We start from the raw sequence: 23,040 nt of genomic DNA on the forward strand, positions 1-23,040 counted from the left end.
GTTTTATGGAGTGACGAAGAGGGTACGATTCGACTGCCGGCGGACCAGCCAGCGGTGAGTGCCGGCAAACACCAGCGGTACGAACAATAAAGTGGACACCGTGGCGAAGGTCAGGCCGCCGATCACCGCGCGGCCCAGCGGCGCGTTTTGTTCGGCGCCTTCGCCCCAGCCGATAGCCATCGGCAACATGCCGACGATCATCGCAAAGGCGGTCATAAGCACCGGTCTGAGCCGGGTTGCCGCCGCTTCCAGCGCTGCCGTCACCGGCGGCACGCCGGCCGCCAGCCGGGTACGGGCAAAAGACACCAGCAAGATGCTGTTGGCGGTGACCACGCCCATGGCCATGATGCTGCCGGTTAAGGCCGGGATGCTCAAGGTGGTGCCGGTCAAAAACAAGGTCCAGGCGATGCCCGCCAACGCAGCGGGCAGGGCGCTGACGATAATCATCGGGTCCAGCCAGGATTGAAAGTTCACCACCAGCAGCAGGTACAGCAACACAATCGCGACGGCCAAACCAGCACCAAGACCGGTGAACGAACTATTCAGGGTTTGGATCTGGCCGCGCACATTCAGCTCGACGCCGCGCGGCAGATGCTCGCGCGCCTCGGCAACCAAGGTTTCGATCTCCTGACTGACCGATCCCAGGTCGCGGCCTTCCACGCCGGCGTATACATCGAACACATTGTTGGCGTTGTAATGTGTCACTGCGGCCGGCATCACCGTGCGCTTTAATTTGACCAGATTGCCCAGTAGTTGCGGCTGGCCGTTGCCGCCGCCGACCGGGGTGCGCATCAAGGCATCCAGGTTATCGAAATCCAGCGGATTGCCCATCACGCCGATATTCACCGAATTGCCGTTGGCCGGATTCAACCAGAACGACGGCGCGGTTTGCATGCTGCCGCTTAGGGTCAACAGCAGATTTTGCGCCAGATCACGGGCTGACAAACCTAGTTGTTGCAATTGCTGGCGATTCATTTCCAGGTCCAGCGCCGGCCGGTTCATACGTTGATAAATATGCGCATCGACGATGCCGGGGATTTGCCGTAAACGATTTTCCAGCGCGATAACCTGCGGCATGACTTCTTCCGGTTTACCGCCGATGAACTGGATGTCGATAGGTGCGGGTACGCCGAAGTTCAAGGTCTGGCTGACCTGATCGGCGGGTTGGAAGAAAAACTCCAGACCGGGGAAGCGGTTGGGTAATTCGGCGCGCAGGCGTTTGATATAGTCGGCGCTGGGGGCATGGTCGCCGGGGCGCAGCGAGATCATGATTTCGGTGTCGGCGGTTTCCACGGTGCCGGAGTTACCGAACAAAGTGTTACGCGTGCTGTACGGGCCGCCGATGATGTCCAGCAAATCGCTGATTTCCTCGGTCGGGATGAGTTCGCGAATAACCTTTTCCACAGCGTCGATTTGTTGCGGCATTTCCTCGATACGGGTGCCGGACGGAGCGCGAATGTGTAAACGAATTTGCCCGGCATCGACCGCCGGAAACAAGTCTTCGCCCAATAGCGGCACCAGGCCCAGCGATGCCAAGCAAAAGCCCAAAATCGCCGAGCTGTAACGCAAACGATGTTTCAGCAAATGACCGGCCAGTACCAAATAATGGCCGCGAAATTGTTCGAAGCCGCGCTCGAAAGCCTGATGCAGGCGCTGAAAGCCGCGCGCCAGGGGGTTGGTTGGCGGCGCATCGGTATGGCCGTGATGGCCGGACATCACATACATGACTAGCGTCGGCACCAGGGTGCGCGACAACACGTATGAAGCGAGCATCGCGAATACCACCGCTTCGGCCATCGGCACGAACAGGCTGCGCGCCACGCCGGCCAGGAAAAACATCGGTACGAATACGATGCATATACACAGCGTGGATACCAGCGCCGGCATCGCGATTTCCGCCGCGCCGTCCAGGATGGCCTGATGCGGATTTTTGCCCAGCAGCATTTGCCGCTCGATGTTTTCGATCTCGACCGTGGCGTCGTCCACCAATATCCCTACCGCCAAGGCCAAACCGCCCATCGTCATCAGATTGATGGTTTCGCCGATTAAATATAAAGCGATCAGGGAACACATGATCGACAGCGGAATCGATACCGCAATAATGCAGGTGGTGCGCCAGTTACCCAGGAACAGCAGGATCATCGCGGCAGTCAGGCCGGCGGCGATCAGGGCTTCGTGCAGCACGTTGCCGATTGCCGCCTTCACGAACAGCGACTGGTCGAACATCAAGCGCATATTGATGCCTTCCGGCATCAACGCCAGCATCTTCGGAATCGTTTCTTTGACGTGGTCCACCACTTCCAGCGTCGAAGTGCGGCCGACCTTGAAGATCGAAGTCAGGATGCCGCGTTCGCCGTTCTGGCGGGCAATGGTCGTAATCGGCGAGGGGCCGTCACGCACCGTGGCGACATCGCGGACCAGCGTGGTGGCGCCGTTCACGGTGCGAACCGGCAGATCGGCTAGGCGCGGAATCGACGCGATGGCGCCGTTGAGGGTAACATCGTATTCGTTGCTGCCAAGCTTGACGGTGCCGGTCGGCAATATCAGGTTCTGCGCGGCCAGCGTCTCGCTTAAATCGGCGGGCGATAGACCGCGAGCGAGCAAGGCTGGTGCATCGACATCCAATGTAATTTGCCGGTTCTTGGCGCCGAAGGGATTGGTCATCGCCACGCCGCGCTTGGATTGCAACTCGGTTCGGACGATATTATTCACCAGATCGTTGACCTCTGTTTCCGGTACGCTGCTGCTGGAAATACCCAACTGTACCAGCGGTAGATCGGCCGCCGAATACTGAATCACCTGAGGCGGCATGGTGCCGGCCGGCAAGGAACGGTATACCGAGTTGCTGCTGGACATGACTTGCGCAATCGCGGTGCGGATGTCGGTACCGGGATGGAAGAAGACTTTGATCATCGCCGCGCCGGCGAAAGACAGGGATTCGCTGTGTTCGATGCCGTCGATCAAGGACATCGAACGCTCCACCGAACCGGTCAACCGGTCGGCGATTTCCTTGGGAGTCATGCCTTTGTAATCCCACAGCATGGCCACTACCGGAATATCGATGACCGGAAAAATGTCGGTCGGCATTTTCCGCAGTACGTAAGGGGTGGACAACAATATCAGTAAAGCCGCTACCACGAAGGTGTATGGGCGGCGTAGGGCTATTTGGACGATCCACATGAGGAGGGTTTTACACGATCCGGTTGAATTGGGAGCCCATGTCGGAGGGCCCGGCGTTTTTTATCGGTGTATGGGAACAGACTATACGCCGTCATTGGTAAGCAATTCACATACCAAGACTCTATTTTCATGCGGTTTCGTGGCGGCGCGGTTGCCGTCTTCAGTGGTTGCTGTTGTTATATAAGGATTTTAAAAAGTCACTATTCCGCGGCTTGCCGATGTTGGTTTGGAACGCCGCCCACAACAAATGGACCAAGTCTGCTGGAATTTCAGCAGCACAGCATCAGGTCTGCTGATTTAGCAGCAGTTTTGCATCAGAAACTTATTGCGGCCGCTTGTCGTTGGGATACCAGAATTGCGAATGGCATTGTTCGCAAGCGTGTTCCACCTTGCCGCCGGCTTCTTCCAGTTCTTCCGGGTTTTTCCGGTCGATTGCGGCAACCAGTTCCAGCGCGGCGTCGTGCAAGCCATGAGCCCGGTCGACGAATTCGGCATGGTTGGCGGCAATCAGCTGTTGTATGTCTTGCGGGTTCAGTTCGGCGCCGCCGCTGGCCGTGTTGACGCCGGCGGCCGCTATCTGTCTACCTTCTATTAACAATAAATTGCCGGCTTCAGCCACAGTGAGAGCATGTTGTCTGAGGATTTTCCATTCGTCATCGGTTTGCGGCCGGCGTTCCTCGCTGCCTTGCGCGGTGCTGACCGAAGACACCGAATTCCAGACAGCGTCGATATTGGGATCGATAATCGACAGCATGATGTCTTGCACGGTGGCGCTGGGCCGGAACGGCGAGGGCGGTGCTGGCTCCGGCGCAGGTTGCGAGCAAGCAGACAGCCCGGCGGCGAGCAGTACGGACGAGAACAGTAGCGCTTGTTTCAAAATTAACTCCTTTAGCGAAATTTACCGGCGCGGGGGTGAGTTTGGCGGGGTTTAGAAAAAGCCAATGAAACGGCCGGCAAACGCCACCGAAAACCAAAGGCCTAAACTGAGCACGGCGGTAACTCGGCCGGCTAGCGGATTGACTTGTTCTGTATAGGCGATTTTGCGATATGCAGTGACATGTACCGTCAGTGCCAGCGCCAGCAGGATCAACTTGTTCCAAAAGAATTCGTTCGGATAATAGCTGGTCGCCGCCGGCAGAAAAATCAAGCTGCCGGATACCACCAATAAGCCCAGGCCCACCCAAAAAAAGCGGGACGTAGCCCTAGCCAGCAATGCGGGTGCCTGTTTGCGTAAGCCGACGCCTAATAAGCGCAAGCTGACTAGCGCTATCGACGACAGCACCAGGATCATACCGACGATATGCGCCAGTTCCAAGGTGGCGCAAAACAGATGATCCAGGCCACCGACGAATCTGCCGAAGTCGCTGGTTTGTAGCGTTTTGAATAGTTCGAGCGTGGACATGCGGTTTCCTTTATTCGTAGCTCAGATAGGGAATCAAGCGGCCGGCGATTACCGCCAGGCTCCAGAGCGTGAGGGAAGCAAAGCCCGCGAATTTGACGGCGGTGGGCGGCTCCGCCCAAGTGCCCCATTCGCTGACCCGGCATCCCCATTTCAGCTCGAACCATAAGGCGTTGACGCCGGCCAGTGCGATGAATCCCAGCTTATAAAAAAACACCGGCAGCAGGATAATTTTGGCGGCGGCGGCCACGAACAGCAGTACGCCGGTGGCTATGGTCGTCGCAAAACCGCCCAGCAGCCAGGGCCGCAACGGATGCATGATGTCTTCCACCGGCACTTGTTTCAGGAACAAACCCAGCAGGCGCAGATCCACAAATAGTATCAAGCCGACCGAAAGCGCCAGACCAATCAGATGCAGGCCCTCGACGATAGGGAAGGCATATACCGATTCGCGCAATGCGGTACCCAGATCGGAATCGTTCAGGGTCTGGGCTATTTCAATCAGAGACATGGATGTTTCCTCGTTGGCAGCTTGAATTTGCCGATCATTTTTTACCTTCCTCCGCTACTAGGCCGAAACCGCCGTTGTTTTCGGCACAGATGCGTTCGTATTGATCAAGGATCAATTCCTTGCTGGCATGGGTGGCCGGTTCAACTTCGAAATGCCAGCCATTGGGTTTGTCTTTTTCAGTCCATTTACGGGCCGGCACGGTGACGGTGAACGGCCGGGTATAGACGGTCGGATCGGTCAGCACGGCTTCGTAGGTGTAGCGGTCGCGTTGCTCGTTGCTGAAAATGTAGCGTTCCTGAATTTTGCCGTTTTCGCTGATGAACTCGCCGGAGCGGCCAAACAGGGCCTTGCCGTTATGGTTGGCGACATCCACTACCAAGGTGTTGCCTTCCCAATGGCCGCGCGAATCGCCGTTCCACAACTTGATGTTCTCCGGCAGATGCGGTTTACCGTCCAGATGAATGATGCGGGTGCCGGAATTGAACTGAAACAGCACATAGCCCGGATATTGGCTGATTTCGTAGCCGTGCCAATACAGCGATTTGGGGATGCCGGCAGGCGCGCAACGAGCCAATGGCTCGATATATTCGGGTTTGACCGGGTCGTTGAAATTGGCTTGAAATTCTTTAACTTTCTCAAGCGCCCACGGCTGAAAAGGCACTTGGCCGTCCGCCGGATCGCTTACCCGGCTGGGGGCGCGTTCTTCGCGCGGACCTTTGGGCCGCCGATTGGGATTGGGGTCATTAACTATGCCGCCTTGCGGATCGGTGAAATTGTCGTGGTTGGCTATGGTGTTGGACCAATGTCCTTGTACGTCGGGTTGGCCGTCCGCCAATCTGGGGCCGGTCCATTTGCCGGATTCGATTTTTGGAAAGCTTTTTTCTTGCGGAATGCCCGGTCCGCCTAAACGTAACTGTCTTGGCGCGGGCGGCTGGGTTTGCGCCGCTGGCTGGGCCTCCGGCTTTTTGGCTTCGTCGGCCGCCGATGCGATATGGGGCGCCAGCGACAGCAGCGCCACCAAACCGGAAACACCGAGATTTCGATGTGTTTTTTTGTGTTTCATAACATCCTCATCTATTCGTTAAACCTGTCCGTTTCAGCAACTGCCGCGTGTCATTTCGCGTTCGGCTTCGGCGGATAATGCTCGGCATAGTCCAGCGTGAATCGATAGTCTTCGATCAATTGAAAATTCTTTTCCCGATGCCGATGCAGAATCACGCCGAGGTTCCAGGGGCGGCTGAACACATTGGGGTCTTCGATAGTGGCGGTGTATTCGATGGTGTTGGGGTCCAAATAAGTCCATTTTTCGACGACGTGCAGCGCATCGCTATGGAAATTGCCGGCGCGGTCGAACCAGGTTTTGTCGTTGAAGTTTTTCACGTCCACCACCAGCGTGTCGCCTTCCCAATGCGCGCGCGAATCGCCCAGCCACCAGTCGTAAGGGTCTTTGGGATGGTCGGTGTTATTGGTATGTATGGTGCGCACCGAATGGCCGAATTGATGCACCAGCGTCAGATCCTGCTTGCGTTGGAAAATTTGAAACGGTTCCGGGTAGTAAATCCCGCGCGGCACGCCCAGTGTGTAGCCTTTTAGGGCCGGATCGTTGCTGTCGCGGGTTTCGAAATTTTTCTTTTTCTGTTCGAGCGCCTTGGGCAGGTAAGGAAGATAGCTGCCTTCCACAACACCGGCGCCGGGCGGCGCATCCTTGCGGTTGGCATGCGGTTCCAAATCGTAATCGGCGGCACTGGTGGTTTGCCAGATACCGGAAAAATCCGGTTTGCCGTTGTTCAGGCGCGGAATTTTCTGATTAGCCGCCTCGGCGGCGGCAACCGGCAGCAACGTCATCAGGATGCCGGAGGCCAGGGCCAGTGCGGCACCGAGCGAGCGCAAACCGGCAGCCTGCTTCATCGATAATTTATTCAAGACGTGATCTCCTTGGTCCGTGGATCGAATCGGCATTATTGCGGGGCGGCGGCTTGAGCGCCCGGCGCATCCTGGGCGCCGCCGGTTTTAACGCTTCGGCCGTCGGCCAGAGTGGTGGTTACGGCGTAACCGAAATTCTTGCCGTTCTTGGCGCGAAAGCCTTGAATGCTGACCTCGCTGCCTACCGGCAGACTGGCTTTGGTGATGCCTTTTTCTTTCAGGCTAAACGGCGCGCCAAATTCGAAACCCCAATTGGCGACCGAGCCGTCCGGTTGTTTTACGTCCAGATATAGCCAACTGTGCGGGTTGACCAGTTCCAGCTTGGTGACCTGGCCCTTTAATTCGATAGGCTTTTCCGCGTCGAATTCCGCGGAAAAGGCGTGGTGGGCGTTAGCGGGCAGCGCGGCACCGAGAAATCCGGCTACTGCCAAGGCGCCTAGCAGCTTGGGTGTTGGGTTCATTGAATGGCTCCTGTTTATAGGTGTTGTGTATCGTGCCGGCCTCTTGAGGCTGGCGTAAAAGACGGAACGGTTCCTTCTTCCTGGGTAACCGCAGGGCGGAAAGGAGTAGGTTAGGATGGGGTTTATAAAACCAACGCCTGACGTTATTTATCCCCCTCACCCCGCAATACGGTTAAGTTAAAAGCCTTAGGTGCAAATTCATTCGCGCTGTAGGCTTTTTTCGGGCCGAATAGATTCAGCCCTAGCGCAATCAAACTGCTTAACTTAACGGTGTTGCCCACAGTCTCCTGCCAAGCGTCGACGAATTCTCGCTTTAGCTATATTTTGCTTTTTTCGCGTTCGCCGACTATTTCAGAAACCAGATTGTCGACGTCGATTGGGGCGATAGCGTTGTCTTCCTCGTTTTCCTTCACGGCCTTGCGAAAACCTTTAATGGCATCGCCCAAATCCGACCCGACATTTTTTAGGCGTTTGGTACCAAACACCAAGACCACGATGGCTAAAACCACTAATAGGTGGGGAATGCTCAAGCCCATATTTTTCTCCCTTTAAAGTTTTCTTTGAATTGATACCGGCTTGGCCGGGATGTCGTCAGGCCAAGCTGGTTGTTTTTGATGGTTTTGGATAAAGCGGCAGCTACGGTTTGAACAAGCAATGCCGGTTCAACTTGGTTTCTGTCCTCACGCCTCACAAGTTATTTGTAAATAGTTGAAATTGGTTCCGGCTAGTTAGAGCAATTCGGATGCCAATCTGAAATTTGCTTGTCGATAAATAATTCAACAGAGTCTTAATAGAAGCGTCAGCGCTTGAGTTTGCTACCTCGCGGTCCCGTGAACAGATTGCAAGGTCGAACGCGGGGCTTAGGTAAATCCGGGTTTTGGTTCTGCTGCTGAAAGGTAGTCTGGTGCCTGGTCACCAGATGGTCAGCATGCGCTGTTGTTTTTGGAGCAGATGGTTTGATGGTTGGCGTTCTGCGTGCAGTAATTGAAACGCTACTGCTCGGAAGCGGGCATCAATTGCTGAATGCGTGACTGTAAAGCAGAAAACTTAAATTAAAACAATGCCCAACAGTGCAATGCCGGACGATATTGAATGATTTCGGGCGGCGAAACTGTTGTCAATTGGTCGTTTGGGCGCAGTGAATTTTGCAATAACTGTACAAATATCATGGGTATTGCTGTGATTAATGTGCTTGAAAATCAACACATAATCAGCAACGACTGCACGCGTAGCAGCAGCGAAAAGTGATTATTTTTCTGAAATGTTATTTAAATCATATATTTAATATATGGCTCAAATTTTGCTTTATTAGCTTTGCAAGGGATTGCTCCTTTGTTAGCCCATCACCTTTTGAAGTTAATTTTTTTATTTTGAGGTAATCATAATGAAGACTATACACAAACTCGCGGCGGTCGCGTCGCTGGCTCTTGCTGCAGGAAATGCGTCGGCGGCCGTGGTTAAGCCGCAATTGGGCAACGGCCTCGCTTCGGTGTTGTTCCAGGTTGAGGACAATGCTGGTGATGTTGATACTAATGCCAACTATAAACACACCTTTATTTTGGATTTAGCCTTGGGTGGTCATTCCGGGCTGAATTACAACAGCTTTCTGGATGGTAGCGAAGGAACCAACGGTATTTTGACTTGGGACTTGAGCGCAATTGGCGGAACGTCTTTTTCTTCATACGCGGCAAATACCGCGGATTTTAGATGGTCTGTCGTCAGTGGCGATCAAAGGGTGGCTGCCGGTGCGGGAGCAAACTTGGGTAATACAACTTCCGTTGCCAACGCCAATCCTACATGGTCTACGTCTGGTGCAGTAGCACCCTGGGGTGTATTGGCAACCGCTCAGGAGACAGGCAATTTCAAAAGCGTCGGTAACAAGGCGATCGCCGATACGATAGGGGATGCTGGTAAGCTGGGTGGTTGGTTTACTTATGCCAATAGCCAATTTTCAGCCAGCAATGTCGCCGATGTCATCAGTATTAACAATGGTGCCAACTCGCAATATAACCAAAAAATCGGGAATCTTGATCAGTTAGGCCAGGGGTTGGTGCCAGGTGGTTTGTTGCATGCCTCTGGTGCGGGTGCCATTGATTTTTTCTGGGTCACTAATAGTGCGGGTGGTTCCGCTACCGGAGCTAACTCGGGAAGTAACGTTCCGTTGCTTTTGGGAAGCTTTTCACTGTCCGAAAATAATCTCTTGACCTGGAAGTCTGTGAATGTGGCGGCAGTACCATTGCCTGGAGCGGCATGGGTATTTTTAAGTGGCATGCTGGGTATGCTTGGCTTATCTCGCCGTAAACAATTGGCGGCGGTTTGAGCCGTGGCCGACATAACCAACTTGTAATTTATAGGGACTAAAATGAATACGAACAAACAACAGAAAATCAAGTTGCTGGCTGCGGCAGTATCTTTATTGGCCGGTTCGCAAACAGCCCAGGCGCTGACGCCATGGACCGATGGCAATCCTGATATCGTGATCTATACCTCGGGCGGTGCGGCGCAAGACGATGCTTTGGAAAGAGTGATTACCAGTAATTTAGCGGCTTCTGGCACTGTGCATAAATTCCAGGACGATGCCAAACGTTTTGCAGCTTACTACTTTTCGGGTTCCACCAATCTCAACTCCCTGCCTGGCACTGCTTCTCCTTATGCTACCTTGGCGGGCAAGAAGATTTACATCACCAAGCGCTCCTTGGGGGCGGCGGGCTATGGGGTCGTGCCTATAGTGGGAAATATTGCCCATGACAACCTGAATATTTTTAAATCAACAGCCAATACATTGGGCAAATGGGCGCCAGTGGCAAGCCCGCCTAACGGTTTGACCGGCGTTTACCAAGTCAGTGCCAACGGTACGACCGCCGCGACCTTGGCGGTTGCTGGTCCGGCGAATTATCTGGATTCCAAGGTAGCCGACGGCGGCTTTACCGGTGTCGATGCCGCTACCTTGCTGCAGCCTGGCACCTTTAACTATCCGGACCCAGTGACCGAGTTTGTCACTAATGGCGGCGGTTTAACGGCAGGCTGGTCCAGTAGTTTTACTGCTGATAATTTGAGTAGTGTTGATGCGGTCGTACCTACAGGCGGTTTGGTTTACGGGATTGGCGTAACCTTGGATCTGTATAAGGTTTTGCAAAAAGCCCAGATCCTGACCGGTACCTTGGCGCCCAGTTATAAAGATGCCGCTAACGTAACGCAGAACACTTTCGGCCGTTATGACGAAAAAGCCTTGCCGAGTTTAAACCGTAACTTCCTGGCGGCTATCTATGCCGGCAGCATTGCGGATTGGGCCGATGTAAAAGTAGTGCCGATTTACGATAGCACGGGGGCTTTTATACCGGTGGCCAGTCGTACGGCCAAAACATTGCTCCAAATCGCATCTGATGCATATGCCGCTGGTACCGACTTGTCCGTAGCTTTGCCTGCGATTACATTGCCTACGGATACTGCGGTTGGGGTTAGCACCCGCAATACTGGTGCGGCGATCGGCGCCGTAGCTTACGGTAAATTATTGAATTACCCCAATGTTGCGGGCAGTTACAAGCCGGCTCGCTCAAGCGGGCTGAATCCTGGTGCCGGGTTTCCTAACGTGCAAGAATCTGGTGGTGCTGGTGATTCCGGTAAAAATCTGGCCGACTGGAATAACGGCACAACCACAGCCATTGATGCGAACGGCAATCCATTGAATGTTGCCGGTCGTCGGATTTGGGGCTTCGCTTTGAATAGTGCAGATAAACTGAATGCCGCGGCCGTTCCTGCCGCGGGTACCAGTTCGGCAGCTAACAGCTGGCGTTATATCAAAATCGATGGTGCGGCTCCAACCCTGGAAAATGTGTTTGCTGGCGCCTACCCCTACTGGGCTGAAGGTGAAGTATTGGTCCGCATCCAGGCCACTCGTACCGGTGAAGGTGCGGATAACACAGCCTTATCAGGTTACACCGCAGCTAAACTCAAGGCCGCTAAAAAAGCGATCTTGACTAAATACGCCAACGATCTGGGTCGGGACAATACGGTTGCTTCGGCGGTTAACGCCGGTTTGAAAGCGGCTTGGGGCGATACCGGTATTTTCTCTACAACTTATACCAACCAAGCTGCAATCAACAGCATACCGTTCGATAGCACTAAACCGGTTTCCGGTCTGGAGCACGATTCAGCGGGGGACCCTACAGTGCCTAGAGTAGGTATCGTACCGGTGCCATTCGTGAATGGTACAGGTAATACCATCAACACCATTCAGCTGAAATAAGCATTAGTGTCATCGTCAGGGAAGACGCCATCCAGGGATCAAGATGGGACAGTGAGGATGCGCCGGTTTAAGGATGGGCAGGCGAATCATCAATCGGGACGGAGTCGTTGTTTGATTTCGTTATAGGAAGACGGAGTGGTCTAAGGAACGGCCGGAAACGGATTTTACAAGGGATGATCGGAAGGAGTTTAAGGAGCGATCGGCAGGATAGGGAAAAGTAAGCGTTGGGTTCACGGGTGCCCCTCCCCCTTTTTATGGGTATCCCGTGGTTACAAGCAAGTACTTTGAAATATTTCGTGAGGGCGGTGGCCGGTTTGGCTGACGACAAAAACCGTACAGTACAGACCTCCGCCGCCTTCACGGAATAACAGGATACAAAGACCGGAGAATGGAACCGGTCGACCGGGATGTTGTAGGAATGATCAGAGGGAGAACTTAGGGAGTGATCAGCTGGATTAGGATGACTAAGGGAGTCTCTAATAATGGGTTTCGTTGAGACGATTAACCGGTTCCAGGTAGAACGGTGTTGATGGTTCTATCGCGGCGTAATCCATTATTAGAGATTCCCTTTTTTATGTTGAATCGAAAAAACTGTATTTTTATTACTGGAAGCCTTTCGCATGGTTAATCGTCACTTTCTGTCCTCCGACCTGCCCGTCAGCAAGCAAAAGCCCTTGGTTTCGGCTATTAGAGCCTTGATTGCCGGTGGTTTTGTGGTTGGTGCCGGCGTTTCGCCAGTCAGAGCGGAATTGCCGATACCCAGCGCTCCGGTAACGTTAACACCAACGCCGGTGGATATTGCCACGGCCGGTCATGCGACTGCGGCCGTCACGGGAAATGCGATGACTATTCAGCAAGTCACCGACAAGGCGACGCTGGATTGGAAGAGTTTCAATATCGATGCTGGAAGCAGCGTCCGGATCAATCAGCCATCGGCTACCTCGATAGCGATAAACAATATCCATCAGAGCGACGCCAGTAAAATATTGGGTTCGTTGACCGCCAACGGTCAGGTGTATTTGATCAATCAAAACGGCTTTCTGTTTGGCAAAAATTCACAGATCAATGTCAACTCGCTGGTTGCCTCGACGCTCAACATCAGTGAGGCCGGCCTTAAAGACGGTATCACCAAAGCATTCGACTTCAGTCAAGGTGCCGCCGCCTTCGAGAGTAATGGCGAAATTTATGTAAAAGACAATCAGGGCAATTTTGTACTCGATCAACACGGGCAAAAAGTCAAAATCCAGGTGTTTGTCGAAGCGGGCGCTCATATCAAAACCAATGCACCGAATGGACGGGTCATTATTGCCGCGCCGACGGTGACGAACGAAGGCACGATAGAAACGCCGGATGGTCAGACTATTCTGGCCGCGGCCAAGGACAAGGTTTATTTACAAGAAGCCAAGGGTGATCCGAATTTGCGGGGCTTGTTGGTGGAAGTGGAGACAGGTGGTCAAGTTAATAACGTCGGTAAAATCCTGGCGGAACGCGGCAACACCAGTTTGATCGGTTTTGCGGTTAATCAAAAAGGTGTGGCGTCGGCAACGACTTCGGTGCAATTGAATGGTTCGGTCAGATTGTTGGCGCGTGAAGGCATTCAAACTGGTGAATCAGGTGTGCTGCAGGGCCGAAGCACTACCCGCACTGCTGCCCGTGCTGCGCAGCTGGATGACGGTTTAGGTACCAGCGCGACGGTAGAGTTAGCGGGCGGAAGCGTCACCAGCGTCGATTTGGATGCCGACAAGTCGGCAACGGCAATCGACGCTCAGGCGCAACAGCGCTCGAAAATCGAGATCAGCGGGCATAAGGTCTTACTGAGGAATCAGTCTCTAGTAAAAGCAAACTCCGGAAATATTGATATTAATGCCTTTGATAATCCAGACATCTCCTTGGAAAAAGGCGATGCCAGGGTCTATCTGGAAGCGGGCAGCAAAGTGGATGTTTCAGGCATCAAGAATGTGCAGTTGGCGGCGGACCGTAACATCATTAAGGTTGAACTGCGCAAGAATGAGCTGCGCGATTCGCCATTACAGCGCGATGGGGTGTTGTACGGCAAAACCGTCTCGGTCGATCTGCGCGATGTCGACTTTACTTATGCCGCTGACGGTTCCTTAAAGTCGGCAACGATTCCCATTGCCGATGTTAAAGGTGCGGTTGATAGGATTGCGCGTAATATCGATGAGCGCAGCACGTCGGGCGGCACTATAAATTTGAACTCTAGTGGCGATGTCGTGGCCCAGACCGGTAGTACGGTCGATTTCTCGGGCGGTTCGGTTGCATATCAGGCCGGTAATATTGAAACCACAAAACTTGTGTCAAATGGCCAGGTTTTTGATATAGCTAAAGCCGATCCCAATCGCCAATACAGCAGCATACTTACCCAGCTCAGCAGACGTTTCGATACCGGCTATGTGGAAGGCAAGGCTGGCGGTTCGTTGAGTATTAGCAGTTATGAAGCACTGCTGGACGGTAATCTGAACGGACAGACCATTAACGGACAGTTGCAAAGACAGGAGTCTAATCTGGCGCCGGGAAGTTCGCTGTCAATCGATTTAAGTCACAGCAATAATTTTGGTAAACAGGATGTGGTATTCGATCAGAATGCCTTTGTCCAGTCAGTAACTCCGGGTGGTCCGCTACCGAGAAAATCCGGTGGTTCCACCGAGCCGGTAGCCTTGGCTCTCGATACCAGAAGGTTGAAAAACGCCGGAATTACAAATATCACTGTCAAAACCAACGGTGCAGTGAGCGTTAATCAAAATACCCGCATTGATTTACCCGTTTTCGGCAAACTGGATTTGTCGGCGAAAAACTTCAACATACAGGGCGCTATAGTTAGCCCTTCCGGGACAGTCAGTTTAAAACCGATCGTGCTGCACGAAGCCGATAAGGACGTGATTCAACCCAGTTCTATAACCTTGGGTTCGTCGGCGCTGATCGATGTCAGCGGCTTGTGGATTAACGATTTGCAGGATATGCGCGCCGGGCAAGCTTTAAGCCCGTTAGCGATTAAAGGCGGCAGCGTCAATCTGGTAGCCGAACAGGGTAACGTTCGTCTTGCCAGCGGTAGCGTAATTGAAGCGGACGGCGGCGCTTGGCGCCAAAGCAATGGTAAGGTAACGGCCGGAGATGGCGGAACTATTAAATTAGCGGCTGCCAGTAACGACCAGCTTGTGCAAAAAGGCAGTGTTATTCTGGATGGCGATATACATGCGCTGGGTTTGAATAAAAATGGCAGCCTCGGTGTGCAAACGAATGAAATCGTAATTGGCTCGGCGAGCGATGAGCCATTAAGAACTAGTTCCGACTTAAAAGCATTATTGTTAACCCCGGCTTTTTTTGAGAAAGGCGGCTTTTCCAATTACGATCTTACCGCCAATTTTTATGGGTTAAAAGTTGCCGATAATGTGCGGCTTAGTCTCCAGCAGAAAAACCTACAGCTGACTAGTTCCGCGGTTAATGCCGTTACCGGTAGTAAGATCAAGAGTTTAAGTCAGAAAGTGATTTTGCCGGAACCGTTGCGCAATCCGGTCAATTTAAAGTTGTCGTTTGCCGAACTTACCGGACAGAATCGTCAGGAAGCATTGAGTATAGGTACCGGTTCGCTAATACAAACCGACGCTAATGGTAGTGTCGAGTTAAATTCGGATACCTCGATTTTTGTTGACGGCACTATCAACACGCCGGCAGGCAACATTTCGCTAAATATCAATCTGGCAAAAATTGATTTGGGTTTCTTCCCGTCGCAAGAAATTTGGCTGGGTGCTCATAGCCAATTGTTGGCACGGGGTGTTTTTAAATCGCAGCTCAATACTTCGGGCTTGGTTACCGGCGATGTACTGGCCGGCGGCAAGGTTGAACTGAACGCCAATCGCGGTTATTTGATAAGTTCCTTAGGGTCGAAAATCGATGTGTCAGGTACATCGAAAACGCTGGATTTTCTCGAAGGGCGGCGTAAGGTATCGCGGAATGTGGCTTCGGACGCAGGTAGTATCAGTCTGGCGGCCGGAGAGGGCATACTGGCGGACGGTGATTTCAAAGCCGCATCAGGTGGGACTGGCGCAGCGGGTGGTGCGTTAACGGTCAATTTGGACCGCAGTTTGCGGGGCGCTGGAATCAACGCCGGTTTTCCGGACGAAATTGGTTTGGGATTATCGCGGACCATTCAAGTTACCGCCGATAATAGTGCGGTGGTTCCGGCTAGTTTAAAAGCAGGGGATGCTATAGATTCCGCGACTTATAGCGGTTTGGCTAAATTAAAAAGCGGCAAAATTACCAACGCCGGCTTTGACTCGATAACCTTGACTACCGATGCTATTCCACGGAATGGTGAATTTACAAGCGGTATCGAGTTTCTGGGCAATGTGCAGTTGACGGCTGGCCGGCAAATTATCTTGGATACACCTAGTATCAAAGCCGACAACGCCATAATTACGCTCACGACAAATTATGCCGCATTGGGATCGACCAAAGTTAGGGCGAACGCAGGGGTACAAACATTGGCGCCGGTTGCTAGCGATGGGGCCAGCCAATTCAATCTCAGAGCCAAGGGCATCGATCTCGTCGGTGGCTTAAGCTACGACGGCTTTGGGACAGTGAATTTGCAGAGCGATGGCGACGTCAGATTCCGCGGTATTGCCGATACGAACGGGAATAAAAATTTTCTGGGTCAGTTGAATGTGGCCGGTAACCTGAACATTACGTCGAGTCAGTTATATCCCGCTACTTTAAGCGATTTCACCATCAACCTCACCGGCTCCTCCGGCAAAACGGTTACTTTTATGGGTAATGGCGGTTCTCAGGCGCCGGTCTATTCCGCTGGTGGCCGCTTGACCGTCAATGCACCTAATATCATTCAAAAAGGTATTTTAAAAGCACCTTTCGGTGAACTGAATTTAAACGCCGATCAGAATTTGCAGTTGGCCGCCGGCAGCCTTACTTCGGTATCCGGTAATGGTCTGACCGTGCCGTTTGGCCGGGGCTCAGGAGGGGTAAACTGGCTTTATCAATTAGATAATGCCGGTAAAAGCAATATTGTCGTGAATACGCCACCGGAAAAACGGCTGGAATTAATCGGTAAAAATGTTGATCTGCAAGCGGGCGCCACCATAGATTTATCCGGTGGTGGTGATCTGTATGCCTATGAGTTCGTCACCGGACCTGGCGGCAGCGTTGATACCTTGGATCCGACGGCCGCCGGTTATAGTCAAAAATATGCGGTTCTACCCGGTTTTAATAACGTGTTGGCGCCTTATGATCCGATGGAATGGTCTGCTGCGAGCCCGGCCGTGGGGACGAGCGTTTATCTGAACGCGGGCAGCGGGCTGGCCGCTGGCTGGTATACCTTACTTCCCGCGCATTACGCCTTATTGCCCGGTGCATATCTGGTTACTCCGAAGGTCGGCACTCAGGATCAATACCAAACCACAACAGATTTGGCCGGTACGTCGATTGTTGCCGGGTATTATGGGGTGGCGGGCACGGATATACAAAACTCGCGTTCACAGGGTTTCGCCGTGGAGCAGGGCTCAATTGCGCGTACGCGCTCTCAATATACCGATTACACCGCCAATCAGTTTTTTAGCGCTAAAGCGGCCAAGGACGGTAGCGCATTGCCGCAGTTGCCTTGGGATGCAGGTAGTCTGGTCGTTGATGCAAAAAACAGTTTGGCGCTGGCTGCCAATTTAGTTGCGAATCCGTTTGGTAGAGGCCAGGGAGGGCAGGTAGACATTGCCGCTGATCGCTTGGAATTGGTTGGTCAACGTCAGGATCTGGCAGCGGTTGCTTTCGGCACCGTGGGCTTATTGGTTGACGATTTATACAAGCTTAATTCGCCAAGTTTGCTGTTAGGCGGCAAACGCAGTAAGGACGCCAAAGGGCAAAGGATAACGGTATCGTCCGAAGAGATTAAAGTCGACGGTAATGTGAACTTAAAAGGGCAGGAAATCCTGCTGGCCGCTATCGACAAAGTGACCGTGGCAAGCGGTGCCGTGCTGGAGAGTTATGGCAGTACTGGCGGGTCTGGCGGCACGCTGTTGTTGGATAATGTGAATTCCACCAGCGACGCGGCGTTGCTTAGAGTCTCGAATACCGGCCAGGTTAATGTTATTCGGGACAGAGAAATTAGCGGTAACGGCGGGGTGCTGACGGTTGAGTCGGGGGCGCGTTTAAAAGCAGAAGGCTCGATGTTGCTGGATTCCAGTCGAGACACTGTTTTTGACGGCATTATAGATATGCAGAAAGGTTCGTTGGCCTTGAATTCCAGCGTGATTAGTATTGGTAACGCACCTGCGGGCCAGTCTGGTCTGGTGTTGACCAACACCGACTTTAATTTGGATGAACTGCGCTTAACCAGCGCCGGCGATTTCGATATTTATGGCAATGTTGCTTTAAACACCAAGCAATTAATTATTTCTGCCGCCAATATCAATGGGTTCGGTAGCGCTGGTGACGCGGCAAGCGTTTCCGCGGATTTGATCAAGCTATCCAACCAGGGGGCTACCGGCACTCAGTCGGGTAGTGGCGGCGGTGAATTGAATTTGAATGCGCGAAACATCGTGTTCGGTAACGGGCAATACGCCATCAACGGCTTTGCTAAAGTTAATATGAACGCTTCCGAGTCGATCAATGGCGTTGGTCAGGTAATCAATCCTGTTACAGGGAACAGCACCGTCGAATTCGGACAATTTGTAGATCCGTTGTCAGGTGAGAAAAGCCTGAAAGCCAGTGGCGAACTAAGCGTTGCCGGCGATCTTAACTTAAAGGCTGCCAATTTTAGTGGCGGTAATGGCGCGACTACCAGTATAGACGCGAGCGGACATCACGTAACTTTGAACTCCCCCACGCTCGTTAATGCCAATCGCAGCATCGGTTTGGGTGTTCGCTGGTCGATAACGGGGGACGATATTACCAGTAATGCCCGTTTTGACTTGCCTTCCGGGATATTGGAATTCAAAGCCGTCGCCGGTGATTTGGATCTTCAGGGCAGCAGTACTATAGATTTATCGGGGCGGGTGTTTGCATTTAGTGACGTGATTAAAGCCTCTAATGCGGGTAGCTTAACCTTAAAAGCCGAGCAAGGTGACGTGAATCTGCGAGCCGGATCCGTCATCAATCTGACCGCGGCAAGCTACAACGGTCGGCAAGCCAGCAATGCGGGTTCGTTGGCGGTTTTAGCCAGTAATGGCCTGTTCAATTGGGGCGGTAGCGTCGATGCCAAAGGTTCCGCCGCTGCCTCATCGGATCTGCAACAAGGCCGTTTCCAGTTGGATGTGGACAATTTCGGCGACCAGGGCTACTCGGTGTTAAATAGTAAACTGACGGCCGGGGGATTCAGTGAACAGCAAGTTCTTGAACAACGTAACGGCGATGTGACGATCGCCGCCAACGATAATGTGAAGGCGCATCAATTCAGTCTATCCGCCGATCAAGGCAAGGTCACGATTGCCGGCAAGATAGACGCATCGGGCGACCAATCAGGCGAAGTGTCCATGTACGGCAGAGACGGCATCGCGCTGGCTTCCAGCGGAAAAATTCTGGCTAAAGCCGACGGTGCCAACAACGATGGCGGTAAAGTCACGTTGGATACCGTGCATCTAGATGATGCCGGTAGCGGCACGCTGGACTTGTCGGCAACGGGCGGCTTAATCGATGTCTCCGCTGGTATCGGCGGTTCGGGCGGCGCCGTTCATTTACGTACCGGACGCAACACTAGCAATCAAGTCGCAGTTACGGCAATCAACAGCACCGTGCAAGGTTCCGATCCATTGCGCAGCGCGATGGAAGCCACTCGGGTATACGCCAATCAGTCATCCATAACGACTGCCAATATCAACACCTGGAAAGCCGATACCGTCAATTTCATGAATAATCGGCCGCTCATTAGCAACTCATCGGGAGCGCTGATCGATTTATTGCCCGGTATCGAAATACGCAGTAGCGGCGATCTGGCGTTAACTAATAAATGGGATTTCATGGATGGCAGTTGGTCGACTGCCAGCAATTCTTGGAACTCCAACTGGCGATACTCGGATTCAGCGGCTAATAAATCACTGCCGGGTTTTCTAACCTTGCGCGCGGCCGGTGATTTGAATATCAAGGCCAGTCTGACGGACGGTTTGGCAACGACGCCCATCGTTGGGCAGTCCGCGACTTTGCGCTCCCAAGATGTCATTCAATCGGGTCGCTCCTGGAGCTATAACTTGGTTGCCGGCGGTAATGTCAATTTTGATGCTTTCTATAATGGGCCCAATCCGTTATCTGCTAACGGCACCATTAAGCAACAGCTGGTCGTGAGGACGGGCACCGGGGAAATTGATATTCAGGCTGGCAATGATATCGTTATAAGTAAAGACAGCAGCAATAGTAATACTTCAAATAATGCCGCGGCCATTTATACCGTGGGAACGACGGCTTTGTATAACCGTAGTCAGCTGTTGGCGGGTGCAATTCCCGGTATTCCGGCTAAACAAGCCAATGAGACTCTGCAACATTACTTGGCGGGATTAACTACGCAGCAGTTAAATCAAGTATTGCGTTACGGCCTGTTGGATGAAACTCGTGTTGGGGGGAGTTCGGCATCCGGAAACTATATGTACGCCGAATACCCAATCCGCGGTGGGGATATCAAATTGACGGCAATTGGTAATATTCAAGGCGCGCAAACCGGCCAGCAAATGACGGATTGGTTGGTGCGTAGCGGGGCCTGGAACGATACCACCAAGCGGCCGACTGCCTGGGGTATCAATATTAGCGGCGATCAACTTACTGCCGGCTCCGCCTCGGTTTCCGGGAATACGGTGTATGCCAAGGGTATTCGAAACTTTAATCAAAACATCGGTGCTCTCGGTGGCGGTAATGTTAGTGTCCAGGCCGGTGGCGATATTCGCGATCTTTCCGTCATGATACCCACCACGGGCAAACCCTTGGGCATTTTGAGCGCAAATAATGTATGGGTCGAAAACGGTACCGTAATCAATGGTGGCGGTAATTTGCAGGTAACAGCAGGCGCCAACATCGTGGGCGGCGAGTTTTACACCGGTTTGGGAACGGGACGTTTGGTTGCCGGCGATAACATCGCCCAAAGTACAACTAATCCCGAAGCTAATATCGGCGTTATTTTAGATTTGGGTGATGCGACATTCGACATGCAGGCGCGTTTGGATGTGAATTTGGCTACCGCTTTAAACCCTACCTTGATCAAACAGACGCAATTGCCGGACAAAGGTTTTAAAGTCGATTCAAGATTTGTCACTTATGGGAAAAATAGCGCGGTTACGCTGCAATCCATCGCCGGCAATGTGATATTTCAAAACGATTACTCGCTGATTGAAACATTGAAGAAAATTCCATTCGATGCCAGCGATTCCGGATTTCAATACACCCTTTACCCTGGCATATTGAAGGCAGCGGCTTTGTCGGGCGATGTGAGTGTCGGTGGTTCGATGAAGCTGTACCCTTCGGAAAACGGGCAATTGCAGTTGTTGGCTAACCGGAATGTGGTTTCCGATTCAGGATCTGTATTTATGTCGGATGCCGATCCGGTAAGGTTTCCTAGTATTGCCAAACCGGCAAGTACTTTGGAGGGAGATGGTATTTTTGCATACAACTACTTGAATCCCCTGCAGGCCGATACGTCCTTAATTCATGCGGCAACCCCTCTGCATAAAAATGACCCGAACAAGCCGTTGATTATGGCCAAGTTCGGAGATATCGGTTCGTCAAGCTCGGCAATCTTCTTCGATTTACCGCTGGCAGCTAGTTTTATAGCTGGCGGCAATATCAATAACCTGGATTTTTCCGGACAAAATTTATCGGAGAACGACGTTACGCTAATCAAAGCCGGTGGCAGTATTAATTACGATGCGATATTTGATGACAACGGAGTAGTCAATGCCAATGACACAAAGATTCAATTAGCCGGCCCTGGGCAATTGGATGTGATTGCGGGTAACACTATTAATCTAGGGAGTTCGGCGGGTATCCAGACTGTCGGCAATGTATTGAATTCCGTATTGGGCGGTAAGGGCGCAAGTATCAATGCTCTGGCCGGCTTATCCGACGAGATCGATTATGCCGGATTTATTAATAAATATAAGTCCGATAGCGCCTACAGTGCGTTATTAGAAAATTTGGCGAATATTAGCGAAGACAAGAAAAGTCAGTACGTCGATATCTTATTCACGGTGCTTTTCGAAGAGATCAAAAAATCGGCAGCAACGGCAGCGGCGGCTCCTGAAAATCAAAGAGCTGCTCTGTATAAACGCGGTTTTGATGCAATCGAAGCCTTGTTCCCTGGGAAACATTATTCGGGTGATTTGGCTTTAGTCTATAGCCAAATAAAAACCGTTGCGGGTGGCGACATCAATTTGGTGGTGCCGGGCGGCAAAGTCGATGTGGGTTTGGCCGGTAGTCAGGGAGGAAACAGCAAGAAAGCCGACAAATTGGGGATTGTGGTTCAGCAAAAGGGCAATCTGAATATCATGGCTGAGCGGGATATCAACGTTAACCAATCGCGGGTGTTCACTTTAGGCGGTGGCAATATTGTAGCCTGGTCTTCCAAAGGCGATATTGACGCAGGTAAGGGAGCCAAGTCGGTGCTATCGGCGCCGGCCCCTATTACAACTGTCGATGAAAAGGGTAATGTTAAAACAGAATTTCCTCCGATTATCTCTGGAAGCGGGATCCAGGCGATTGGCGGGGGTAACGTTTATTTGGCGGCTCCCGTCGGGGTTGTGGATGCCGGCGAAGCAGGGATTAGTGGCGGTCAAGTTATCATCGCGGCTACTGCTGTGATCGGCGCGTCGAATATCCAGGCCAGTGGGGGGACGATTGGAGTGCCAACTGCTGTTGCTGCACCGGTAGTACCCACCGGCGCTGACGGCGCGGCTACCAGCGCCGCAAAATCAGCTGGCGAGAGTACTGCTGCCGGCAACAAAGATAGCAAAGACGCAGATGGAGAAAAGAAAAAATCCTCTGTGGCGATGTTAAGCACCGATGTAGTCGGCTACGGCCAATGCAGTGTCAGCGATGTTAAAGAAGGCAAAGCAGGTTGCGGTGGTTGATGAACTTGGGCGACATTCGTTTTTGTTGCAATGCTGCTGAATAGCTGTTGAAGGAAGAGCATGGCTTAGGCAATTGCTGATATATCAGCACATGATCAGCAGTAAGTGTTGATAATCAAACATGTTGAGAGCAGGGTTATATGTAAGTCTATGAAATATCGTAATTCTGTTCGTGGCATGGTTTCTGCATAAACATACTTGAAACACGCTTTTAATGCCGACCGGACCGCCGGAAGCCAGTGTATCTTCTCCGAGAG

The 23,040-nt window shown here is 52.4% G+C and carries 11 protein-coding genes; 3 read left to right on the forward strand and 8 right to left on the reverse strand.

Annotation, left to right across the window (positions count from 1 at the left end):
* Positions 1–3 precede the first annotated feature (3 nt).
* The 8 genes from ACH50O_RS02090 to tatA form a co-directional block, all read right to left on the reverse strand.
* A complete protein-coding gene (locus tag ACH50O_RS02090) occupies positions 4–3,180 on the reverse strand; it encodes an efflux RND transporter permease subunit (protein ID WP_446810404.1) in 3,177 nt (1,058 codons plus the stop codon).
* 322 nt (positions 3,181–3,502) lie between these two features.
* Positions 3,503–4,057, reverse strand: coding sequence for a cytochrome c (locus tag ACH50O_RS02095; protein ID WP_446810405.1), 555 nt, complete (start codon positions 4,055–4,057; stop codon positions 3,503–3,505).
* Positions 4,058–4,108: 51 nt separating this feature from the next.
* Complete coding sequence (locus ACH50O_RS02100; RefSeq protein WP_446810406.1) at positions 4,109–4,582, reverse strand: DUF6644 family protein; 474 nt, start codon at positions 4,580–4,582, stop codon at positions 4,109–4,111.
* 10 nt (positions 4,583–4,592) lie between these two features.
* Positions 4,593–5,090 carry a DUF6644 family protein gene (locus tag ACH50O_RS02105; RefSeq protein ID WP_446810407.1) on the reverse strand — a complete coding sequence of 166 codons (498 nt, stop codon included), beginning with the start codon at positions 5,088–5,090 and terminating at the stop codon, positions 4,593–4,595.
* A 34-nt stretch (positions 5,091–5,124) separates the two neighbouring features.
* Positions 5,125–6,153, reverse strand: coding sequence for a hypothetical protein (locus tag ACH50O_RS02110; RefSeq protein WP_446810408.1), 1,029 nt, complete (start codon positions 6,151–6,153; stop codon positions 5,125–5,127).
* Between the two features lie 50 nt (positions 6,154–6,203).
* Entirely contained in the window at positions 6,204–7,013 is an 810-nt protein-coding gene (locus ACH50O_RS02115) for a hypothetical protein (RefSeq protein WP_446810409.1), read from the reverse strand.
* A gap of 35 nt (positions 7,014–7,048) precedes the next feature.
* Positions 7,049–7,474 (reverse strand): DUF6152 family protein, encoded by a 426-nt coding sequence (locus ACH50O_RS02120; RefSeq protein ID WP_446810410.1) that lies wholly within the window; start codon positions 7,472–7,474, stop codon positions 7,049–7,051.
* 317 nt (positions 7,475–7,791) lie between these two features.
* A complete protein-coding gene (gene tatA / locus ACH50O_RS02125; RefSeq protein ID WP_446810411.1) occupies positions 7,792–8,010 on the reverse strand; it encodes a twin-arginine translocase TatA/TatE family subunit in 219 nt (72 codons plus the stop codon).
* An 848-nt stretch (positions 8,011–8,858) separates the two neighbouring features.
* On the opposite strand from tatA, the gene ACH50O_RS02130 reads away from it, so the two are divergent.
* The 3 genes from ACH50O_RS02130 to ACH50O_RS02140 all read left to right on the forward strand — a co-directional run bounded on the left by ACH50O_RS02130 (position 8,859) and on the right by ACH50O_RS02140 (position 22,783).
* Positions 8,859–9,794, forward strand: coding sequence for a hypothetical protein (locus ACH50O_RS02130; protein WP_446810412.1), 936 nt, complete (start codon positions 8,859–8,861; stop codon positions 9,792–9,794).
* A gap of 42 nt (positions 9,795–9,836) precedes the next feature.
* Complete coding sequence (locus ACH50O_RS02135; protein ID WP_446810413.1) at positions 9,837–11,720, forward strand: hypothetical protein; 1,884 nt, start codon at positions 9,837–9,839, stop codon at positions 11,718–11,720.
* A 620-nt stretch (positions 11,721–12,340) separates the two neighbouring features.
* On the forward strand, positions 12,341–22,783 hold the full coding sequence (locus ACH50O_RS02140; protein WP_446810414.1) for a filamentous haemagglutinin family protein: 10,443 nt from the start codon (positions 12,341–12,343) through the stop codon (positions 22,781–22,783).
* The last annotated feature ends 257 nt before the right edge of the window (positions 22,784–23,040 follow it).

The sequence above is a fragment of the Methylomonas sp. 2BW1-5-20 genome (assembly GCF_052474515.1).